The following is a 20,810-nucleotide window of genomic DNA, read 5'->3' as shown; positions in this document are numbered from 1 at the left end:
ATGCGGACGAAGGTAACTCCCTCCGTAATAAACATATAGCGCATAGGGGGACTTGCCACAAGACCCCGGTCATGCTTCAGACTCACTCGCCGTAGCCGAAACCTGGCGAAAAGGGAGTCTGTGTCAACTCAGGGTCATGAAGAAGAGCTCCGGTCCGAACGCGACCACGTCGCCGGGCTCTACGCGCGCCTGGACGCCGAACGCGCGCGGGTGAAGGGGGAGTTCCAGGCCGCGCTGGGGGGAACCGGCGGGACGGCCATGGAACGCGACGTCGAGGTGCGCGCGCTGGGCAGGGAGTCGCGGCGGCTGGACGTCGTGGACAACGGCCTGTGCTTCGGCAGGCTGGACAGCCTCGCGGGGGAGACCTCCCATATCGGCCGCATCGGTCTCTTCGACGAGGAGAACGACTACGAACCGGTGCTGCTCGACTGGCGGGCACCGGCGGCGCGCCCGTTCTACACCGCGACCGCCGCGACGCCGGAGAAGATGCGCCGTCGCCGTCAGTTCCACACGCACGGACGTGAGCTGCTCGGATTCACCGACGAGGTGTTCGGCCGTCCCGGCGGCGACGCGGAGGGTGACGCGGCGCTGCTCGCGGCCGTCAACGCGCCGCGCGGCGAGGGGATGCGCGACATCGTCGCGACGATTCAGTCCGAACAGGACGAGATCATCCGGCACGAGCATCCCGGGGTGCTCGTGATCGAGGGCGGGCCGGGTACCGGGAAGACCGTGGTGGCGCTGCACCGCGTCGCGTACCTGCTCTACACGCAGCGCGAACGGATGGAGCGTCACGGCGTGCTGGTGGTCGGGCCGAATCCGGCCTTCCTGCACCACATCGGCCGGGTGCTGCCGTCGCTGGGCGAGACCGACGTGGTGTTCATGACCACCGGCGATTTCGTGCCCGGCAAGCACGTCACCGCCGAGGACGGCCCGGAGGCGACGCGGCTCAAGGGGTCGCTGAAGATGCTGGACGTCCTCAAAGCCGCCGTCGCCGACCGTCAGCGGCTGCCGGAGGAGCCAGTGCTGATCGAGCTGGCCGACGTCACCGTCCGGATCGACGCCGAGACCGCGGAATGGGCCAGGGACGAGGCGCGCAAGAGCGGTCTGCCGCACAACGAAGCGCGGGTGACGTTCACCGAGATCGTCACCTACGTCCTGACCGAGCGGGCGATCGCGCGGATCGGGCGCGGCTGGCTGTCACGGGACGACCGAGACGAATGGGAGCGGCTGCGGAAGGACCTGCTCAAGGAACTGGCCGAGAGCGAGAAGTTCACCGCCGCGCTCGACGACCTCTGGCCGATCCTGACGCCCGAAAGCCTGCTGGGGACGCTGTTCTCGTCCTCGGAACGGCTGACGGCCGCGGGCGCCGACCAGGCGTTGCTGCGCGCCGACGGCGAGGCCTGGACGGTGTCGGACATGCCGCTGCTCGACGAACTCGTCGACCTGCTCGGCCGCGACAAGAGGGCCGACCAGGCGGCGGAGAAGGCCCTCGCGCGGGAGAAGAAGGCCGAGGCCGAGTACGCCGAAGGTGTGCTGGACACGATGAAACTCGACCGCGAGGAGATGGACGAGGACGTCATGCTGTCCGCGGAGAACCTCCTGTTCGCGGACGAACTCGCCGATCGTTTCGTCGAGACCGATACGCGCAGCCTCGTCGAGCGCGCCTCGGCGGACCGGGACTGGACGTACCGGCACGTCGTGGTCGACGAGGCGCAGGAACTGTCCGAAATGGACTGGCGGGTGCTGATGCGGCGGTGTCCCAACCGGTCCTTCACCGTCGTCGGGGATCTGGCGCAGCGTCGTTCCGAGGCAGGGGCGCGGTCGTGGGACGCGATGCTGGCGCCGTACGTGCCGGGCCGCTGGGTCTACCGGTCGCTGACGGTGAACTACCGCACGCCGTCGGAGATCATGGCCGTCGCCGCCTCGGTGCTCGCCGAATTCGCGCCGGACGTCCGGGCGCCGGAGTCGGTGCGGTCCAACGGTGTCGAGCCGTGGGCGCGACAGGTTTCGGCGGAATCGCTGGCCGGCGCCATCGAGGAGTTCGTCAAGGACGAGGCCGGGCGCGAAGGCACCAGCGTCGTGATCGGACCGCCGGGAGTGCCGGGCACCGTGCCCGCCTCGGAGACGAAGGGGCTCGAGTTCGACGCCGTCCTCGTCGTGGACCCGGAACGGATCCTGGCCGACGGCCCGCGAGGCGCGGCTGAGCTGTACGTGGCGCTCACCCGCGCTACGCAGCGGCTCGGCGTCCTGCACGAGGCTCCGCTGCCGCCCGCGCTGGCGGGCCTTTCGTGAGCGGCAAGGGCGGAGAAGTGACTCTGCGCGACGCCGGACCCGCGGCACACCCCTCACCCTGAGTGACACCGAGCGCTCTCGCCCGCTGCGACCGGGAGCACGGCTTCTAGAGAGAGCTGAAAGGGCCCTTCACCGCATCGCACGCGGTGAAGGGCCCTTTCGGTGCATCTCATGAGGGGAAAGTCCCCTTCAGCCCTAGCGCGTCGGGTCCTTGCCGTTCGGCTGCCGAGGCCCGGGACCCGGCGACCACCAGCCGGGCACGACCTTCTCGCCGTGGATGATCGTCGGCGCGATCCCCTCGGTGAACGGTTCGACCTGCAGCAGCTGGCCCCAGGATTGGCTGGGCTGGCCGATCAGGTAGCTGGGCACCTCGGGTTCGGCGGCGACCTCTTCGAGCCAGCCGATCGGGCCGCCGTTGGTGCTGGACGCCCAGTTCGCCTCGTCCGCGACGGCGCCCGCGGTGATCCGGTACTCCGGCATCTTCGAGATGCCGTCGTGCGAGGTCACCGGCTCCACGCACGGGTAGACGAACGACGCGGGCCAGTCGACGTACACCGGTTTGCCCGCGATCTTCTCGGTCAGCGTGGTGAACGTCGGCACGCGCGGCGCGGACGCGGCGATCCAGCCGTCCTCGGTGAGGTCGTTGTCGACGATGTTGATCCGTACGGACGTCGTCTCGGCGGGCAGGTCACGCAGGTTGATCCGGGTGTCGTTCCAGCCGTTGGTCCCGGCGCCGGGCGGGAGGACGAACTGGCTGCGGACGACCTTCACGCCTTCGGGGGTGTTCATGCCGTAGTCGAGGCTGACCGACGTCGGCCGCCGCGCGGCGCCCGCGGTGGCGACCACGATCTGGCCGTCGGCCGGCTTTTCGGCGAGGGCGTACCAGTCGCTGCGCAGCCGCCCGGCCCGCGTTTCGGGGTCGAGGAAGCTGCTCCACATCGGCACCTCGTCCGGTTTGAACCCGTGCGGAGGCTCGGCCAGGGGGTCCTTGTCGTCGATCGCGCGGGTGTGGAACCCGGTCTGCACGCGGCCGTTGTCCTGCTCGGGATCGGGCAGCGGCGGCGGAGTCTGCCCTTCGGGCGGCTCCTCCTTCTTGACCGGCACCGTCCGCTGTTCGGGCTGGGCCCGCAGGACGCTGGTCGCGGCGTCGCGTTCCACCATCACGTGGTCGGAGAGGTTGCAGCTCTTGCCGAACAGATGCCCGAAGTTCGCGGCGCCGAGGCTGTAGGAACCCTGCTGGTTGTGGATCGCCCACGCCATGCTGACGAACTCGCCCCCGGCCATCAGACCGCAGACAGCCACCAGCGAGAGCGACCCGAGCCGCAGCGAGCGGCTCCGCCCTTCCTGCGGTCCCGCCTGCTGTCCGGGCCGGTGCGCGCGGACGTTCTCCACGAACGCGTAGATCCCGGAGATCGCGGCCGCGACCAGCAGGATCGTCGACAGCGGGATCCCGCCGATCGACGGCGCCACCGCCGTCCACTGCACGCCGAGTTTCGAGACGAACCAGAACGAGTTGGGCCCGGTCGCGGCCAGCGCGCCGACCACGAGGAGTCCGGCGAGGAACGCCGCCCGGTTCCGTCTCGACCGCAGCACCGTCGAACTGGTCGCGAGCGCGGTCAACGCCGCCATGGCCGCGCCGACCGCGGCGAAAGCGCCGAAGTGGTGTGTCCACTTGGTCGGGGTCAGGGCCAGCAGCAGGAAGAACAGCGCGACCGTGCCGATCAGGCGACGGCTGGGGCCGAGCGCGGCGCCGGGGATCCGGCCGCGGCGCAGCAGCACCACCAGACAGGTCCCGGTGCACAGCAGCACCAGCAGCACGGGGAACCTGCGTGGCACCGATCCGTCAGGGAGGCTTTCGAAGAGCAGTTGGTAGCGCGCTAGTTCCTGGAACCACGACAGGTTCGGGCCGACCAGGGTGCGGATCCGGGTCGCCTCCTGCACGGTGGCGAAGGTCTGGTCGGCGAACACCACGACCAGCACCAGCAGCCCGGAGGCCAGTACCGGCGCGAGCACCGGCAGCCAGCCGTTCTCGGCGCGCTGGCGGACCAGCTTGAACAGCGGGCGGGCGGCGACCAGGAACGGCGCGACCGCGATCAGCCCGGTCGGCGTCGCGGCCAGGGTGAAGGCGGCGGCGGTCAGCCCGAGGCACAACGGCAGCAGACGGCGGGTCACCAGCGTGCGTTCCACCGCGCAGATCGCCAGCAGCGAGCCCAGCGCGGCGACCGGTTCCGGCCGGACACCGTTGTTGAACGGCATCCACCAGACGAGGAACACCGCGGCGGCGGCCCAGCCCGCCGCGCGGCTCATCCGGACCTGGGTGCCGAGCCGCGGCATGACCTCGCGGCTGATCAGCAGCCAGCTCAGCACGCCGAGCAGGAACGACGGGAGCCGGATCCACGGCGGCACCGTGCTGACGTGCGCCATCAGCTGATACACGTGGTAGAACCAGCCGAACGGCGCCTCGGCGACACCGAACCAGCGGTGGTAGTTCGTGAGGTAGCCGGTCTCTTCGGCCACTCTCGACATCGTGAGGATGTAGCCGTCGTCGGAGGTGACCGGGCCGATGAAGACCCACGCGCCGAGCGCGATGATCACCGTCGCGTCGCGGGCGGTCAGCCGCCACCAGCCGACCGGCGCCCAGCGCGGCGCGCGGCGGGCGAACCCGGAGTCCATCCGCCACACCGCGATCAGGCAGCCGATGAACGACAGCGCCGCGATCACGCCGATGATCCACTTCAGCACCGTCGGCGAGGTCTGGTAGCGGGTGTCCGGGACGACCGAGACGTGCAGACCGGCGATCGGGTCCTTGCCCGCGTTGATCGACGAGTAGATCCCGACCAGCCGCGGCCGGACGTCGCCCTCGGCGTGGAAGACCACGGTCTCGGCGACGGTCAGCGTCATCTGGTTCGCGTCCGCCGACAACTTGATGTCGCAGTTGTTCGCCGGCAGCGGCTGCTGCACGATCTGCTGGCCCTGGCTGGACGCGAGCAGCACGCCGTTGTCGATCCGCAGCTGGAGGCCGACGCCCTTGCCCGCGCGCGGGTCGGTGCGGCCGTCGGGCACGGTGGAGAACAGCAGTGCCTGGCCCTGCGAACGCGTGTCGAGCGACCGGACGGTCGTGCACGGCAGGTCGACGCGGAGGTCCTGGGCCCAGTAACCGGTCAAGGGCGCGTTGACGGAGCGGGTGTCGCCGCCCGTTGGCCAGACGACCTCCGCTGTGTCCTGCACCACCGGCAGGAAGGGGAAAGCCAACGCGCACAAGGCGGAGAGCAACCCCAGCGTGACAGCGATCAAACGCATCGGCGCAACGCTAACGGGTCTGGTCCGAACGGCTTACGCAGGGCTGCCCTTCGTCGCGGTGCCGATCCAGGTTAAGGCGTCCTGAACTGTCGTCACGCTGGCCGTTTCGGGACGCCGCGGGCGCCGGACGACGACCACCGGAAGACCGAGGTCGCGGGCCGCGGTGAGCTTCGCGGCGGTCATCGCGCCACCGCTGTCCTTGGTGACGAGCACCCCGACGTCGTGCCGCTCCATGAGCGCGCGTTCCTTCTCCACCGTGTACGGCCCCCGGTCGAGCAGGACTTCGTGCCGCCGGGGGAGTGGCACCTCGGGCGGATCGACGCACCGGATCAGGAACCAGAGGTCGAGTCCGGCGAAGGCGGCGAGTCCCTGCCGTCCGCTGGTGAGGAAAACGCGGTCACCCAGAGCCGGCAGGAGTCGCGCGGCGTGGTCGAGGTCGTCGGCCCAGTGCCAGGTGTCGCCGGGTTGTTCGGTCCAGCCGGGCCGGGCCAGCCTGAGCAGAGGCGTGCCCGTGGCTATTGCGGCTTCGGCGGCGTTGGCGCCGATGCGTTCCGCGAAGGGGTGGGTGGCGTCGATCATCGCGTCGACGTCGTTCTCGGTCAGCCAGCGCGCGAGACCTTCCGGCCCGCCGAAGCCGCCGACGCGGACTTCGCCGTAGGGCAGTTTCGGGCGCGCGACGCGGCCGGCCAGTGAGGACACGACCTGTTCGCCTTGCTCGACCAGCGCTTTCGCCAGTTCGCGGGCTTCGCCGGTGCCGCCCAGGATCAGCAGGGTCATCGGGCCACGGCCGCGCGCCAGCGTTCCAGCGTGCGCAGGTTGGCGAGCGTCTCGGCCCAGGTGAGTTCGGGTGCCTGCCGGTCGGCGAGATGCGTGGCGACGTGGTCGGCCTCACGAGCGAAGAGGCCTTGAGTCGCTTCGACCTCGATCACCTCGGGCTCGCCGCCTTCCGGCGTGAGCACGATCCGCGAGGTCTTCGGCTTGCGCATTTCGTGGATCCACGCCGGTTTCGGCACGTACAGCTGACCTTGCGAGCCGTAGACGCGGATATGGTCGTCCTGCGTCAGCTGGAACCCGCAGGACAGCTGCGCGATGATCCCGCCCGGCAGCCGCAGCAGCCCGGAGGCGAACTCGTCGACGCCGTTCGCGTCGAGCCTCGCCATCCCGAGCACCTCTTCGGGCTCGACGACGTCCTGCCCGGTCGCCGCCTGCGAGACCAGCCGCGCGAGCGAGGTGCAGTAACAGCCGACGTCGAAGATCCCGCCGCCGCCCAGCGCGGGATCGGTGAGCCGGGGCACGGCGAAGTTGTAGCTGAAGGCGACGTCCACCGCGCGGACCTCGCCGATGGCGCCGCACGAGATCAGCTCGGCCAGCCGCCGGATCTGCGGATGCAGCCGGTACATGAACGCCTCCATGAGGAAGACGTCGTTGACCCGCGCCGCTTCGATGACCTTCTCGGCCTCGCTGACGGAGACGGTCAGTGGTTTCTCGCACAGGATGTGCTTCCCCGCCTCGGCCGCCCGGATCGCCCACTCGCCGTGCAGCGGATGCGGCGTCGAGATGTAGACCGCGTCGACGTCCGGATCGGCGAGCAGATCTTCATAGGAGCCATAGCATTTCGGGATCTCGAAGCGGCTCGCGAACTCGGCCGCCCGGTCACCGGATCGCGCGGCGACGGCTTCCAGGACACCGTGCTTGCTCTCTTCGACGCCCGCCGCGAACTCGGCGGCGATGGTCCCGGCGGCCAGCAGGCCCCAGCGCAGACTCTTCACAAGGACTCCGGTTGATTCGCGCGATCACGGGTGGCCGAATACAGGAAGCTGTCGGGAAACCCTTCGGCCGCAAGGACTTCTCCGATGAAGATCATCGCGGCGCGGCTGATCCCGGCTTCGCGTGCCTGCGCGGCGATGGTGCCGAGCGTGCCGCGCAGCACCTGCTCACCCGGCTGGCTCGCCAGCGCGACGACCGCCGCGGGGCAGGACTCTTGATAGAAGGGCCGCAATTCGTCGACTACTTGCTCGATGCGGTTGATCGCCAGATGCAGCGCGAGCGTGGTGCCGGTCCGCGCGAAGTTCGCCAGCGTCTCACCCGGGGGCATGGCCGTGGACCGGGCCTGCGCGCGCGTGATGACCAGGCTCTGGCCGACCTCGGGCACGGTCAGTTCGCGGTTGAGCAGCGCGGCCGCGGCGGCGAACGCGGGGACGCCGGGGGTGACGTCGTAGGGGACGCCCGCCGCGTCGAGGCGGCGCATCTGCTCGGCGACCGCGCTGTAGATCGACGGATCACCCGAACACAACCGCGCGATTTCGTGGCCGTTCCCGTGGGCCTCGACCATGCGCTCGACGATCGCGGGCAGGTCGAGGTTCGCGGTGTCGATGAGCACCGCGTCGTCCGGGCAGTACTCCAGGAGCGCTGGCGGGGTCATGCTGCCGGGGTACAGGCAGGTCCCGCAGCGGCCGAGCAGGTCACGGCCTCGCACGGTGATGAGGTCGGCGGCACCCGGACCGGCGCCGATGAAGTGCACTGTCACGCCTTGCTCCGATAGCTCCATTGGGTCACGGCTCGCGCCGGGGTCCAGCCGGTGAATCCGCCCAGCGGCGCCGCCTGTTCGACGCCGACGCGGATCAGCTCCCCGCCGTGTTCGGTGTACGCGCGGGCCAGGGCCTGTTCGGATTCGAGGGTCACGCCGTGCGCGACGATCCGCGCGCCGGTCGCCAGGCAGGCGTCCAGCACACCGGGCACGGTCAGCCCGCCGCCGACGAAGATCGCGTGAGGCCTGGTCAGCCCTTCGAGTGCGTCCGGCGCGTCGCCGATCACCACGTCGAGTTCCGGGACGCCGAGCGCGTGCGCGTTCCGGGTGATCCTGGCGGCTCGTTCCGGCGAGCGTTCGATCGCGATCGCCCGGTTCAGCGGATGCACCCGCGACCATTCGATCCCGACGCTGCCCGCGCCCGCGCCGACGTCCCACAGCAGCTCGCCGGGGGACGGCGCGAGCCTGGCCAGCGCGGACGCGCGCAGGTCGCGTTTGGTGAGCTGGCCGTCGTGCTCGAAGGCGTCGTCCGGCAGCCCGGTCAGCGGCAGCGCGGGGCCGTCGGCCTCGATGGCGAACACGGTCAGCGAGCCGGGGCCGATCCGCTCTTCGGGGCCGCCGAGGTCGGACAGCGCGGTGACGCGGCTCTTCTCGTAACCGCGGGCTTTGAGCAGGTCAAGCAGGTCTTCGGCGTTCGCTCCGAGGACGAGGATCTTCCGGCCGGGCGCCAGGGCCCGGCTCACCCGGCCGATCGCGCGGCCGACGACCGTGACCACCTCGGTCTCCTCCGCCGACCAGCCGAGCTTCGCGCGGGCGAGCGTCACCGAGGAGAGCGCGGGCAGGATCTCGACGTCGTAGCCGCGCTGGACGAGCGTCGTCCCGATACCGGACAGCAGAGGATCGCCGCTGGCCAGGACGCAGACGCGGCTTCGGCCGGCGAGGAAGTCGTCCAGGGCGGGGAGGAGCGGGCTGGGCCACGGTTCGGATTGCACCCCGGCGGGCAGGTACGCGAGCTGGCGCGGAGCACCGACGACGACGTCCGCGCGCAGGACCGCTTCCCTGGCCTGCCCGGATAGGCCGGACCAGCCATCGGCCCCGATCCCGACCACGGTCAGGGGTGATTTTTCGCGCACGCTCGTCACGTTAGATGACGGATTTCCTGTGCGATGATCGGCCGGAGGTCGTCGACGACGAGGAGTGCTGTGAAGCCGTACCCGTTCACCGCCGTTGTGGGGATGCCGGATCTGCGCCTGGCGCTGGTGCTTTCCTCCATCTCGCCCGCCGTCGGCGGGGTGCTCGTGCGCGGGGAGAAGGGCACGGCGAAGTCCACGATGGTGCGTGCGCTGGCCGGCCTGCTGCCCGGTGTCGACGTCGTGGACGCGTGCCGGTTCTCCTGTGATCCCGTCGAGCCCGACCCGGCCTGTCCGGACGGCCCGCATGCCGAGGGTTCGGCCGCCCACCGGCGTCCCGCGCGGCTGGTGGAACTGCCGGTCGGCGCGGCCGAAGACCGCGTGATCGGCTCGCTCAACCTGGAACGCGCGCTCGCCGACGGCGTCACCGACTTCCAGCCCGGTCTGCTCGCGGCCGCGCATCGCGGGCTGCTGTACGTGGACGAGGTCAACCTCCTGCACGACCACCTGGTCGACACGCTGCTCGACGCCGCCGCCATGGGCCGCGCGACCGTCGAACGCGAGGGTGTCTCGGTGTCGCACGCCGCCCGGTTCGTCCTGATCGGCACGATGAACCCCGAGGAAGGCGAACTGCGGCCGCAGCTGCTGGACCGCTTCGGGCTCACCGTCGAGGTCGCGTCCAGCCGGGATCCCGAACTGCGCGTCGAGGTCGTCCGGCGGCGCCTCGCCTACGAGGCGGACCCCGACGATTTCGCCGGCCGGTACGCCGCGGCCGACGCCGAACTCGCCGCGGACATCGAAGCGGCACAACGACTTCTGCCGTCGGTCAAACTTCCGGACGACGCGCTGCGGCAGATCGCCGAGGTCTGCGCCTCGTTCGAGGTCGACGGTATGCGCGCGGACATCGTGACCGCCCGGACGGCGGTCGCGCACGCCGCCTGGGCGGGGCGGACCGAGGTGACCACCGAGGACGTCCGGGTCGCGGCCCGGCTCGCGCTGCCGCACCGCCGTCGCCGGAATCCCTTCGACGCGCCCGGAATCTCCGAAGAACAGCTGGAGCAGGCGCTCCAGGACGCGCAACCCGAGGATCCCGGTCCCGACGACGACGGTCCCGGTTCCGGGACCCCGCCGGAGGGCGGCGAGACTTCGGGACCGCCGCCGTCGTCGTCCGAAGGCGGCGAAGAGCCCTCGGGTGGCGGCAAGAGCGGCGGTGACCAGAAGCCGGTCGGCGCCGGGGAAGCTTTTCGTGCCAGGCGTTTCGAGGTGAAGGGCACCGGCGAGGGCGCCGCCGGGCGGCGGTCTCGCGCGATCACTGACAACGGGCGGACCATCGGCGTCCAGCCCGCCGGGACCAAGGACGGGCATCCTCATCTCCTGGCCACCGTGCGCGCGGCCGCGCCGCACCAGCGGTCTCGCGGCCGTAGCGGCGCCGGGCTCGTGGTGCGGCCCCAGGATCTGCGGTTCGCCCGCCGTGAAGGGCGCGAAGGCAACCTGGTGCTGTTCTGCGTCGACGCGTCCGGCTCGATGGGCGCGCGCCAGCGGATGCGCGAGGTCAAGACCGCCGTGCTGTCGTTGCTGCTCGACGCCTACCAGCGCCGTGACAAGGTCGGCCTGGTGACCTTTCGCGCCTCCGGCGCCGAACTCGCGCTCCCGCCGACCATCAGCGTCGACGCCGCGGCGTCCCGTTTGGACGGTCTCGCGACCGGTGGCCGCACGCCGCTGGCCGAGGGACTCCTTGAAGCGGCAAGGGTTCTGCGGATCGAGGCGGTCCGTGATCCGCTGCGGCGCCCGCTGCTCGTCGTCGTCACCGACGGCCGGGCGACCAGCGGCGCGGACGCCGTCAAGCGGGCACAGCAGGCGGCCGGATTGCTGGCCGGGAACGTGACGTCGGTCGTGATGGACTGCGAGAGCGGCAAGATGCGCCTCGGCCTCGCCGCGGAACTGGCGGAACACCTGGGCGCGGAACACGTCCCGGTCACCGAGGTCGCCGCCGACACGCTCGCGGGCGCCGTTCGCAGTCGCATCTCCGGAAAGGCGGCGTAATGCCCCAAGGCAAACCGGAAACGGTGCCGAACGACGGGCTCACCACCCGGCAGCGTCGCAACCGGCCCCTGCTCGCCGTCAACACCGGCGAGATGAAGGGGAAGTCCACGGCCGCGTTCGGGATGGCGTTGCGCGCGTGGAACCAGGGCTGGTCGATCGGCGTGTTCCAGTTCGTGAAATCGGCGAAATGGCGCGTCGGCGAGGAAGCCGCGTTCCGCGCGCTCGGCAAGCTGCACGAGGACACCGGTCAGGGCGGCGCGGTCGAGTGGCACAAGATGGGCGAAGGCTGGAGCTGGGCGCGCAAGTCCGGGTCCGAGGAGGACCACGCCGCCAACGCCCGCGAGGGCTGGGCCGAGATCAAACGCCGTCTCGCCGCCGAAACCCACGACTTCTACGTCCTCGACGAGTTCAGCTACCTGCTGAAATGGGGTTGGCTCGAAGTCGACGACGTCGTCTCGACGCTGACTTCGCGTCCTGGCCATCAGCACGTCGTGATCACCGGCCGGTACGCGCCGCCGGAATTGATCGAGGCGGCGGACCTGGTCACCGAGATGACCAAGGTGAAGCACCCGATGGACGCCGGGCAAAAGGGCCAGCGAGGCATCGAATGGTGAATCGCGTGGTCATCGCCGCGCCCGGTTCCGGGCACGGCAAGACCACGATCGCCGCCGGCCTCATGGCGGCGTTGCGCGCGCGGGGGCTGAAGGTGTCCGGGCACAAGGTCGGCCCCGACTTCATCGACCCGAGCTACCACGCGCTGGCCACCGGGCGGCCCGCCCGCAACCTCGACCCGTTCCTGCAGGGCGAGGACCAGCTGATCCCGTTGCTGCGGCACGGTTCCGCCGGGGCCGACATCGCGATCATCGAAGGCGTGATGGGCTTGTTCGACGGGGCGCTGGGCACCGAGGGCTACGCCTCGACGGCGCATGTCGCGCGGCTGCTGGACGCTCCGGTCGTGCTGGTCGTGGACGCCTCGGCGGCGTCCCGCAGCGTCGCCGCGACCGTGCTCGGCTTCGCGCAGTACGACACCCGCGTCCGGCTCGCCGGGGTCATCCTCAACAAGCTGGGCTCGCAGCGGCACGCGGACGAGATCATCACCGCGCTGGAGGCGACCGGCGTCCCGCTGCTGGGAACGTTGTACCGCAACGAAGAGATCCACGCGCCCAGCCGACACCTCGGCCTGGTCCCGGCGGCGGAGCGGGCGAGCGACTCGGAACGGCTGCTGCCGGAACTGGCCGGATGGATCAGCGAGGGCGTCGACCTCGGCGCCGTCGTCCAGGTCGCGCGTTCGGCTTCAAGTCTTTCGGGTGAGCCTTGGCGCCCTTCGCTCGCGCACGAGGGACGGCGTTCGGTCGTCGCCGTCGCGGCCGGACCGGCGTTCACCTTCCGCTACACCGAGGCCGACGAACTGCTCGCCGCCGCCGGTGTCGACGTCGTCGAAGTGGATCCGTTGCAGGACAAGGAACTTCCCGAGGGCTGCGCCGGACTGTACTTCGGCGGCGGCTTTCCCGAGGTGCACGCCGAAGAGCTGTCGGCGAACGTCCCGTTGCGGACGGCGGTGGCTCGCGCGGTCGGCGAGGGAATGCCCGTCGTGGCGGAATGCGCCGGGCTGCTGTACCTCTGCCAGGACATCGACGGGATGCCGATGACCGGCGTCCTCGACGCCTCGGCCACCATGACAAGGCGCGGGAAACTCGGCTACCGCAAGGCTTTCTCGCCCGCGGACACGGTGCTGACCGTCGCCGGGCAGCGCGTCACCGGGCACGAGTTCCACCGCACCATCGTCGAACCCGGCAGCGGCCCGACCCCGGCCTGGGGCTGGGACCGCACGCCCGACGGTTTCGCGTCGGCGTCGCTGCACGCGTCCTACCTGCACGTCCACTGGGCGGGCTACCCCGAACTCGCCGAGCGGTTCGCCGCCGCGGTCCATGCCCATGGCTGACTACGACCTCTGGCATCACGGAGACCGCGAGGTCGGCGAAGGGCTCGTCGATCTGGCGGTCAACGTCCGGCTCCCGGCGCCGCCCGCTTGGCTGCGCGCCGAACTGGCGGCGGCGCTGGACGACCTGGCCGCGTATCCCGACGTCACCGCCGCTGTGTCGTCGGTGGCCGCCCGGCACGGGCTGCCGGAGTCCCAGGTGCTGGTGACTTCGGGCGCGGCGGAGGCCTTCACGTTGCTGGCCACGGCGTTACGTCCTCGGCACGCGGTGGTCGTGCACCCGCAGTTCACCGAACCCGAAGCCGCCCTGCGCGCGGCCGGTCATGCCGTGCACCGGGTTCTCCTGTCGCCCGACGACGGCTTCCGGCTGGGCGGCGTGCCGGAAGACGCGGACCTGGTCTACGTCGGGAACCCCACGAACCCGACTTCGGTGCTGCATCCGGCCGCCGACCTGCTCGCCCTGCGACGTCCCGGCCGCCTGGTCGTCGTCGATGAAGCCTTCCTCGACGCCGTCCCCGGCGAGACCGAAAGCGTTGCGGGGCAACCAGGTTTCGCCGTCCTCCGGAGCCTGACGAAGACCTGGGGGATCGCCGGGCTGCGCGCCGGATACGTCCTGGCGGAAGAGTCCGTTGTGGACAGTCTGCGCGCGGTCCAGCCGCCGTGGTCGGTGTCCTCGCTCGCCGCCGTCGCCGTGGTGGCGTGCTGCCGTCCGGCGGCACTGGAGGAAGCCGAAAAGCTGGCGGCGGCGGCCGAGTCGGACCGGGAGTACCTGGTCTCGGGCCTGACCGCGCTGGACGTCGAGGTGCTGGGAGAGCCGCGAGGGCCTTTCGTGCTCGTGCGGTTGGCTGGTGCGGACGTGGTTCGGGAACGGTTGCGGGAGCGCGGGTTCGCGGTCCGGCGCGGGGACACCTTCCCGGGGCTGGACTCGCGGTACCTGCGGATCGCGGTCCGGGACCGGGAGACGGTGGACCGCTTCCTGGCCGCGCTCGCCACCACGGTGTCCTCCGTCTGATCACGCGAGTTCGCCGCCCAATCACGCGTGTCACGTCTCTGATCACGCGAGTCACGCCTTCCGGTCCAGGTCGTCGTGAGCGCGATGCGTTGCGAAAGCCACTTTCGCAACCTTGAACGTTGCGAAAGTGGCTTTCGCAACGCATCGCCCTGGTGGCCCCCGGGATGGTTGGATGAGCCGGTGAACTTCGTGATCGGCGTCTTCGATCTCTTCGCCTACACCATCCCCGGCGCGCTGTACGTCGCGTTCTTCGGCTACCTCGGGGCGAAGCTCCACCTCCTGACCGCCGCGAGCATCGGTGGTGTGCCGACCGTGCTGCTGGTCGTCGTCATCGTGGTACTGAGTTTCCTGCTGGGCTATCTGGCCTACCCGCTCGGTGAGGCGCTGGAGCGGATCGTGCCGCGCAGGCGCGATCGGAACCCCGTCGAGGTGTTCCTCAAGCGCTCGCCCGCGGCCAAGGATCGCGCGTTCCTGAAGGAGAACACGCACCTCCTGCTGTGCGCGCTGCAACTGCACGACAAGGAGGTCGCGGTCGACGTCACGAGGCTGCGCGCGTCGGGGCTCATGGTGCGCAACTGCGCGCCTCCGTTGCTGCTGGGCGCGATCGCGGCGATCGTCGAGATCTTCGCCGGCAAGCATCCGTTCGTCGCCGCCGGGCTCGCGGTGCTGCTGCTGTTCGCGTCGCTCACTCTGGTCGCGCAGGCCCGGAAACTCAGTCTCTGGGCCGGGATGAAGACCCTCGAACTGTGCTTCTGGATCCCGGAAATCGACGAGAAGCTGACGGCTGCCGACCCTGATCAAGCCGTGGGGGCCTAGGTACCTGTGTGTTCTGGCTGAGGTCGATCGCCACTCCGGTCCGTGAAGGACTCCTTGAGGGACCCAGGGTCCGTGAAGGCCCCCTTCCCTCGGCTCAGCCGAGGAAACTCGACCTTCGCACCCTGGGCAGGCTCGTGAGCGGGGCCGCCGACCCGGAACCGTCCTGACCACTCGCCGGCTCAGAAAGACAAGCCCAGCAGAACCCCCGCGACCGCTACCTCCACACAGCCGCCGAGCACGTCCCCGGTGATCCCGCCCAGCCGCTGGACGCACCGCGCCAGCAGCGCCGACGCGGCCAGATACCCCAGCGTCACCGCGACCAGCCCGTGCCACCAGGCCAGCTGCCACCAGGGAAGAACCAGCGCCGCCGCGCCCGCGAGCACGGCGAACACCACCGCGGCCGCCCATTCCGGCACCGAACCGGCGACGGTCGCGCCCAGCCCTTCCGGCCGGGCCGACGGCACACCGCGCGCACAGCACAGCGAAAGCACACCGCGTCCGGCGAAGACCGCGATCGCGGCCGCCGCGACGCCGTGTCCGGCCGAGATCGCCCCGGCCAGCGCGCCGACCTGCACGAGCAGCACCAGCACCAGGGTCGCGACCCCGGTCGGCCCGGAATCCCCGCGCCGCATGACCTCCAGCGCCCGCTCGCGGTCGTAGGAGGCGCCGAGCCCGTCGGCCGTGTCGGCGAGCCCGTCCAGATGAAGCCCGCGACTGCCCAGCGCCACCGCGCCGATCGCGAGCGCCGCCGACGCGAAAGCGGGCAAGCCGATCAGCTCGCCCAGGAAGACGATCACCGAAGCGACGGCCGCGAGCGGCAGGACGGCAAGCGGAGCGAGCACCATCGCGCCGCCCGCCACCCGCCGGTCGATCAGCCTCGGCGCCGGGACCCGGACCGTGGTCAGGGTCCCGACGGCCATCTTCAGCGCGTCGGCGATCAAGCCAGATCCGCCAGCAGGCCCATGTCCGCGAGGATCGCCCGCGCCGCCCGCAACGTCGGCACCGCCTGCACGGCGCCGCTGCCCTCGCCGAGCCGCAGCCCGAGATCGAGGATCGGTTCGAGCCCGAGCGCCTTCAACGCGTACGCCTGCGACGGTTCGGTCGACCGGTGCCCGGCCAGCCACCACCGCTCGGCCCCCGGCGCGATCTCGCGCGCCACGAGCGCCGCGGCTCCGGAGAAGACGCCATCGAGCAGCACCGGCACCCCGCGGACCGCGGCCTGCACGAGAAAGCCCGCCGTCGCGGCGAGACAGGCGCTGCCCAGAGCGGTCAGCACCGCGAAGGGGTCCTTCACCGCACCGGCCCTGGTCAACGCGGCCTCGACGACCGCGACCTTCCGCGCCCGCCCGTCCTCGTCGATCCCGGTGCCGGTGCCGACGACCTCTTCCGCCGCCAGACCGAGCACCGAAGCGACCACGGCCGCGCAGATCGTCGTGTTGCCGATCCCCATGTCACCGGGGATGAGCAGATCCGCGCCGCCGTCGATCTCCTCGTCCGCGATCGCCAGCCCGTGCTCGAACGCCGTCCGCGCCTCACCCTCGGCGAGCGCGTCCTCGACGTCGATCGAACCGGAACCCCGCCGGACCTTGTGCGCGGTGACCTCGGCCGGGACGTCCGCGCCGTCCCAGTCCACGGCGATGTCCAGCGCCCGCACCTTCGCCCCGGCCTGCGCGGCCAGCACGCCGACCCCACTCTTCCCGGCAAGGAAAACCCGGACCATCGCCGCGGTGACCTCGCGCGGATACGCCGACATCGCGGAAACCCCGTGGTCACCGGCGAACACGACCACGCGGACGTCGTCGAGCGGTCGCGGCGGGACGGTGCCGTGCGCCGCGCTGAGCCAGGCGGCCAGGTCTTCGAGCCTGCCGAGCGAACCCAGCGGTTTGACCAGGCCGTCGAGCCTCGTCCGCGCGGCGGCTTCGGCGGCGGCGTCCGGGATGGCGATACGCATGGCGACTCCTAAGGCAGGTCCAGCATCCGTCCGGCGACGACCAGCACGGTCCGGTCGGACCCGGCGGACACCCGATTGTTCAACGCGCCCAGCACATCACGGAACAGGCGCCCGGAGACCGTCGCGGGCACCACACCGCTGCCGACCTCGTTGCTGACCGCGATCACCGGCACGTCGGCCTGCGCCCACGCCGCGAGGAAGTCTTCGAGGCGGTCGTCGAGCCGCCGTTCCCAGCCCTTGCGCTGCTCCCAGGCGCCGACCTCGTCGAGCACCCGGCTGATCCAGGTGCCGAGGCAGTCGATGAGCAGCGGATGCGTCGCCGTGCGCAGCACCGTGGCCAGATCGGTGGTCTCGATCGTCTTCCAGTTGGCGGGCCGTCGCGCGCGGTGCGCGGCCACCCGGGCGGCCCATTCGGGGTCCTCGGCGCTCGGCGGCAGTCCGGGCGCGACGTAGGTCAGGTGCGGGTGGCGGGACGCGAGGCCCTCGGCATGGTGTGACTTCCCAGAGCGGACGCCGCCCAGTATCAGCACCTTGCCGTCGTCGCGCGAGTAGCGGCGAAGTGCCCTCGCGAGGGACTCGAGAACCCCCGCGAGGCGATGCGTCAGCTTGGTCATACCCCGCATTCTCGTGCACGCGCTACGGTTCGCCACGTGCCACTCCGACAAGCCGCCACCGCAGCCGGACTCGTTACCGGTTACGTCGCCGACGCCGTGTTCGGAGATCCGCGGCGGAGGCATCCCGTCGCCGGCTTCGGCCGCGCCGCGCAAGCCCTTGAGCAGCGGGTTTGGGCGGATTCGAAGGTGCGGGGCGCGGCGTACACCGCGGTCTGCGCGGGCACCGTCACCGGATTGGGTGTCGCGGCGCAGCTCGTGACCCGAAAGCGTCCTTTCGCGCGGTTCGCGCTCACCGCGGCGTCCACTTGGGTGGTTCTGGGCGGCCGGGGGCTCGCGGCCGAGGGCGCGCACATGGCCCGGCTGCTCGACGACGGCGACCTGCCCGCCGCGCGGCGGCGGCTGTCGCATCTGTGCGCCCGCGACGCCACCGATCTCGACACCGGACAACTCGCGCGCGCCACCACCGAGTCCATCGCGGAGAACACTTCGGACGCCGTCGTCGCGCCGTTGCTGTGGGGAGCGGTCGCCGGGATCCCCGGCCTGCTGGGCTACCGCGCGCTCAACACGCTCGACGCGATGGTCGGCTACCGCTCGCCGAAGTACGCCAACTTCGGCTGGGCGTCGGCCAGGGCGGACGACCTCGCGAACCTGGTGCCCTCGCGCGTCGGCGCGGCGCTGACCGTGGCGTCCGCCCCGCTCGCGGGCGGGTTCGCCAAAGCCGCGTTCCGCGTCTGGCGCCGTGACGGGAAACATCATCCGAGCCCGAACGCGGGCCAGGTCGAGGCCGCCTTCGCGGGCGCGCTCGGGGTCCGGCTGGGCGGGACGAACAGCTACGGCGGCCGCACCGAACGCCGCGGCGTCCTCGGCGACGGCCGCGAACCGGAACCGGTGGACGTGCGCCGCGCGGTCCGGCTTTCGCGCGCGGTCGGACTGGCCGCGCTCGCCGTCGCGGTCGCGGTCACGCGGTGAGCGGCCTGCTCGTCGCGGGGACGACGTCGGACGCGGGCAAGAGCCTGGTCACCGCCGCGTTGTGCCGCTGGCTCGCGCGCCGGGGCGTGCGGGTCGCGCCCTTCAAGTCGCAGAACATGTCGAACAACTCGATGGTGTGCGCGGACGGCGCCGAGATCGGCCGCGCGCAATGGCTCCAGGCGCGGGCCGCCCGGGTCGAACCCGAGGCCGCGATGAACCCGGTGCTGCTGAAACCCGGGAGCGACCGTCGCAGCCACGTCGTCGCGCTCGGGAAACCGTTCGGCACGCTGGAAGCGGGGGAGTACGCGACCGGCCGGGCCGGCCTCGCCGAGATCGCCTTCGACACGTTCTCTTCGTTGCGGCGACGCTTCGACGTCGTGCTGTGCGAGGGCGCGGGCAGCCCGGCCGAGATCAACCTGCGCGAGGGCGACTACGTCAACATGGGGCTGGCGCGGCGTTTCGGCTTGCCGGTGGTCGTCGTCGGCGACATCGACCGCGGCGGCGTCATGGCCGCGATGTTCGGCACCCTCGCCCTTCTGTCCGCGGAGGACCAGGCGCTGGTTTCGGGCTGGCTGGTCAACAAGTTCCGCGGTGACGTCGGTCTGCTGCGGCCGGGGCTGGAGACGTTGGAGAAGCTCACCGGTCGCGAGGTCTTCGGCGTGCTGCCCTGGCTCGACCAGGTGTGGATCGACTCGGAGGACGCGCTGGCCGCCGCGGGCTGGGGCGCTTCCGGCGGATCCCTGCGGATCGCCGTCGTGCGTTTTCCGCGCGCCTCCAACGCGACCGACGTCGACGCGCTCGCCGCCGAGCCCGGCGTCTCGGTCGCGCTGACGGCCGATCCGGACACGGTCCGGTCCGCCGACGTGGTGATCCTGCCAGGATCTCGCGCGACCGTGGACGACCTGGCGTGGCTGCGGGCCCGCGGCCTGGCGGACGCCGTCCGCGCGCGGGCCGAGGCGGGCCGTCCGGTGCTGGGGATCTGCGGCGGCTATCAGATGCTGGCCGCCGAGATCGAGGACGACGTCGAATCCGGCGCCGGTACGGTGCCCGGTCTCGGGCTGCTGCCGACGCGGGTCTCGTTCAGTGCGGACAAGGTGCTCGCCCGCCCGGCGGGCGAGTGGCGCGGGCAGCCCGTCGAGGCGTACGAAATCCACCACGGCACCGTGACCGCCACCGGCCCCGCCGAGTCCTTTTTGGACGGATATCGGCGGGGCGCGGTGTGGGGCACGATGTGGCACGGCGCCTTCGAGAACGACGGCTTCCGCCGCGCCTGGCTGGGCGAGGTCGCGGACTGGTCACCGGCCGCCGGGGCACCGGGCTTCGGCTCGCTGCGGGAGGCCATGCTCGACAGGCTCGCCGACGCCGTCGAGGAGCACGTCGACACGGCGGGACTGCTGCGGCTGATCGAAGACGGTGCCGACGGCGGCCTGCCGTTCGTGCCGCCCGGGGTCTAACCGGGTACGGCTTCCTTGCTCTTCAACGCCTTCTCGGCCAGGGCCCCGAAGGTCAGGCCGAGCGCGGTCCAGAGCACCACCTGCGTGCCGACCGAGGCCAGCCGGAAGGTCCACAGCGTGGAACCGGGGAACCCGTCGGGGACCTCGTCGATCGACGGCAGCAGCGCCGCCGCCACGCCGATCAGCACGATGTACCCGCCCGAAGCGATCAGCCCGCCGCGCCACGCGCCGAGCTTGTCGGCCAGTTTCCGGCCGAACGCGGCCGCGAGCAGGCCGATCAGCAGCGAAAGCGCGACGAAGCCGAAGTACAGCGAAGTCCGGCTCCCGATCGTGCCCGCCTGCCCGACGGCCGGGGGATTCCCGGGGTACTTCAAGAACGGCACCAGGAACACGACCACGAAGGCGCCGGCGGCGAGGAGCGCCGCGGTCACCCGCGGCCGCAGAGTGCCGAGCCGTCCGTAGACGAAGGCGAACGCGAGCGAGAACAGCCCGCCGACCGCCACGCCGTACAGGCCGACGCCGGTCAGCAGACCGATAGTGCTCTGCACGCCGCGCGTGACGAGCTCTTCCTCCTCCGGCTCGGCCTGCGCGGGCTCGTGTTCATGCGCTCCCGGAGCACTGTGCGAATGCGCGGAGCTGCCTTCGAGACCGATGGCGGTCTCGACCGAAGGCTCTCCGAGGAAGTAGGCGAAAAGCGTCGCCAAGACGCCGGCGATCAGGCCCGCGAGCATGCCGCGGACCAGCAAGGTCCTCATCATGGGGC

At 71.3% G+C, this 20,810-nt stretch carries 17 protein-coding genes; 8 read left to right on the top strand and 9 right to left on the bottom strand.

The genetic code is table 11. The annotated features are described in order from the left end of the window. Window positions 1–120 precede the first annotated feature (120 nt). Window positions 121–2,292, top strand: a complete 2,172-nt coding sequence (gene helR, locus B0293_RS34725; protein ID WP_005162689.1) for an RNA polymerase recycling motor ATPase HelR — start codon at window positions 121–123, stop codon at window positions 2,290–2,292. A gap of 195 nt (window positions 2,293–2,487) precedes the next feature. Here the strand turns inward: helR and B0293_RS34720 are convergent, their stop codons facing one another. Genes B0293_RS34720 through cbiE form a run of 5 tightly spaced genes read right to left on the bottom strand, consistent with a single transcriptional unit; the run spans window position 2,488 to window position 9,261 of the window. Further along, entirely contained in the window at window positions 2,488–5,592 is a 3,105-nt protein-coding gene (locus tag B0293_RS34720; protein WP_077241463.1) for an arabinosyltransferase domain-containing protein, read from the bottom strand. 33 nt (window positions 5,593–5,625) lie between these two features. Next, on the bottom strand, window positions 5,626–6,369 hold the full coding sequence (locus B0293_RS34715; RefSeq protein ID WP_005162682.1) for a cobalt-precorrin-6A reductase: 744 nt from the start codon (window positions 6,367–6,369) through the stop codon (window positions 5,626–5,628). Then, window positions 6,366–7,361 carry a Gfo/Idh/MocA family protein gene (locus B0293_RS34710; protein ID WP_005162679.1) on the bottom strand — a complete coding sequence of 332 codons (996 nt, stop codon included), beginning with the start codon at window positions 7,359–7,361 and terminating at the stop codon, window positions 6,366–6,368. The genes B0293_RS34715 and B0293_RS34710 overlap by 4 nt, the downstream gene beginning before the upstream one ends. Further along, on the bottom strand, window positions 7,358–8,119 hold the full coding sequence (cobM, locus tag B0293_RS34705) for a precorrin-4 C(11)-methyltransferase (RefSeq protein ID WP_005162676.1): 762 nt from the start codon (window positions 8,117–8,119) through the stop codon (window positions 7,358–7,360). The genes B0293_RS34710 and cobM overlap by 4 nt, the downstream gene beginning before the upstream one ends. After that, the gene (gene cbiE / locus B0293_RS34700) at window positions 8,116–9,261 is read right to left on the bottom strand and encodes a precorrin-6y C5,15-methyltransferase (decarboxylating) subunit CbiE (protein WP_005162674.1); all 1,146 of its coding nucleotides are present in this window, start codon (window positions 9,259–9,261) and stop codon (window positions 8,116–8,118) included. The genes cobM and cbiE overlap by 4 nt, the downstream gene beginning before the upstream one ends. Before the next feature lie 60 nt (window positions 9,262–9,321). Here cbiE and B0293_RS34695 point away from each other — a divergent pair, with 60 nt between their 5' ends. From B0293_RS34695 to B0293_RS34675, 5 genes are all read left to right on the top strand, one after another. Continuing rightward, on the top strand, window positions 9,322–11,292 hold the full coding sequence (locus B0293_RS34695) for a putative cobaltochelatase (RefSeq protein WP_005162671.1): 1,971 nt from the start codon (window positions 9,322–9,324) through the stop codon (window positions 11,290–11,292). Next, window positions 11,292–11,906 carry a cob(I)yrinic acid a,c-diamide adenosyltransferase gene (gene cobO / locus B0293_RS34690; RefSeq protein WP_005162668.1) on the top strand — a complete coding sequence of 205 codons (615 nt, stop codon included), beginning with the start codon at window positions 11,292–11,294 and terminating at the stop codon, window positions 11,904–11,906. Before B0293_RS34695 ends, cobO begins: the two co-directional genes overlap by 1 nt. Further along, a complete protein-coding gene (locus tag B0293_RS34685; protein ID WP_039919091.1) occupies window positions 11,900–13,234 on the top strand; it encodes a cobyrinate a,c-diamide synthase in 1,335 nt (444 codons plus the stop codon). Before cobO ends, B0293_RS34685 begins: the two co-directional genes overlap by 7 nt. Next, on the top strand, window positions 13,227–14,243 hold the full coding sequence (cobC, locus tag B0293_RS34680) for an Rv2231c family pyridoxal phosphate-dependent protein CobC (protein ID WP_005162663.1): 1,017 nt from the start codon (window positions 13,227–13,229) through the stop codon (window positions 14,241–14,243). Before B0293_RS34685 ends, cobC begins: the two co-directional genes overlap by 8 nt. A 180-nt stretch (window positions 14,244–14,423) precedes the next feature. After that, window positions 14,424–15,059 carry a hypothetical protein gene (locus B0293_RS34675; protein ID WP_005162660.1) on the top strand — a complete coding sequence of 212 codons (636 nt, stop codon included), beginning with the start codon at window positions 14,424–14,426 and terminating at the stop codon, window positions 15,057–15,059. A gap of 179 nt (window positions 15,060–15,238) precedes the next feature. On the opposite strand, the gene B0293_RS34670 is transcribed toward B0293_RS34675, so the two are convergent. Genes B0293_RS34670 through B0293_RS34660 form a run of 3 tightly spaced genes read right to left on the bottom strand, consistent with a single transcriptional unit; the run spans window position 15,239 to window position 17,624 of the window. Then, window positions 15,239–16,000 (bottom strand): adenosylcobinamide-GDP ribazoletransferase, encoded by a 762-nt coding sequence (locus tag B0293_RS34670; protein WP_005162656.1) that lies wholly within the window; start codon window positions 15,998–16,000, stop codon window positions 15,239–15,241. After that, window positions 15,997–17,010 (bottom strand): nicotinate-nucleotide--dimethylbenzimidazole phosphoribosyltransferase, encoded by a 1,014-nt coding sequence (gene cobT / locus B0293_RS34665; protein WP_005162654.1) that lies wholly within the window; start codon window positions 17,008–17,010, stop codon window positions 15,997–15,999. Before cobT ends, B0293_RS34670 begins: the two co-directional genes overlap by 4 nt. 8 nt (window positions 17,011–17,018) lie before the next feature. Next, window positions 17,019–17,624 carry a bifunctional adenosylcobinamide kinase/adenosylcobinamide-phosphate guanylyltransferase gene (locus B0293_RS34660; RefSeq protein ID WP_005162652.1) on the bottom strand — a complete coding sequence of 202 codons (606 nt, stop codon included), beginning with the start codon at window positions 17,622–17,624 and terminating at the stop codon, window positions 17,019–17,021. A 36-nt stretch (window positions 17,625–17,660) separates the two neighbouring features. On the opposite strand from B0293_RS34660, the gene B0293_RS34655 reads away from it, so the two are divergent. Further along, complete coding sequence (locus tag B0293_RS34655) at window positions 17,661–18,593, top strand: cobalamin biosynthesis protein (protein ID WP_005162650.1); 933 nt, start codon at window positions 17,661–17,663, stop codon at window positions 18,591–18,593. Continuing rightward, the gene (locus B0293_RS34650; RefSeq protein WP_005162649.1) at window positions 18,590–20,047 is read left to right on the top strand and encodes a cobyric acid synthase; all 1,458 of its coding nucleotides are present in this window, start codon (window positions 18,590–18,592) and stop codon (window positions 20,045–20,047) included. Before B0293_RS34655 ends, B0293_RS34650 begins: the two co-directional genes overlap by 4 nt. Here B0293_RS34650 and B0293_RS34645 read toward each other — a convergent pair. After that, entirely contained in the window at window positions 20,044–20,805 is a 762-nt protein-coding gene (locus B0293_RS34645; protein ID WP_005162648.1) for a CbtA family protein, read from the bottom strand. The genes B0293_RS34650 and B0293_RS34645 overlap by 4 nt on opposite strands. Window positions 20,806–20,810: the final 5 nt, after the last annotated feature.

It is taken from the genome of Amycolatopsis azurea DSM 43854 (assembly GCF_001995215.1).
Lineage (GTDB): Bacteria > Actinomycetota > Actinomycetes > Mycobacteriales > Pseudonocardiaceae > Amycolatopsis > Amycolatopsis azurea.
Note: the sequence above shows the minus strand (reverse complement) of the source record. Positions and strands in the feature narration are given on the sequence as shown.

Coding starts and splice junctions, on each gene's coding strand:
- cobO (WP_005162668.1), top strand. CDS start 11,292: ATGCCCCAAGGCAAACCGGAAACGGTGCCGAACGACGGGCTCACCACC.
- B0293_RS34660 (WP_005162652.1), bottom strand. CDS start 17,624: ATGACCAAGCTGACGCATCGCCTCGCGGGGGTTCTCGAGTCCCTCGCG.
- B0293_RS34715 (WP_005162682.1), bottom strand. CDS start 6,369: ATGACCCTGCTGATCCTGGGCGGCACCGGCGAAGCCCGCGAACTGGCG.
- cobT (WP_005162654.1), bottom strand. CDS start 17,010: ATGCGTATCGCCATCCCGGACGCCGCCGCCGAAGCCGCCGCGCGGACG.
- B0293_RS34685 (WP_039919091.1), top strand. CDS start 11,900: ATGGTGAATCGCGTGGTCATCGCCGCGCCCGGTTCCGGGCACGGCAAG.
- cobC (WP_005162663.1), top strand. CDS start 13,227: ATGGCTGACTACGACCTCTGGCATCACGGAGACCGCGAGGTCGGCGAA.
- B0293_RS34645 (WP_005162648.1), bottom strand. CDS start 20,805: ATGATGAGGACCTTGCTGGTCCGCGGCATGCTCGCGGGCCTGATCGCC.
- B0293_RS34720 (WP_077241463.1), bottom strand. CDS start 5,592: ATGCGTTTGATCGCTGTCACGCTGGGGTTGCTCTCCGCCTTGTGCGCG.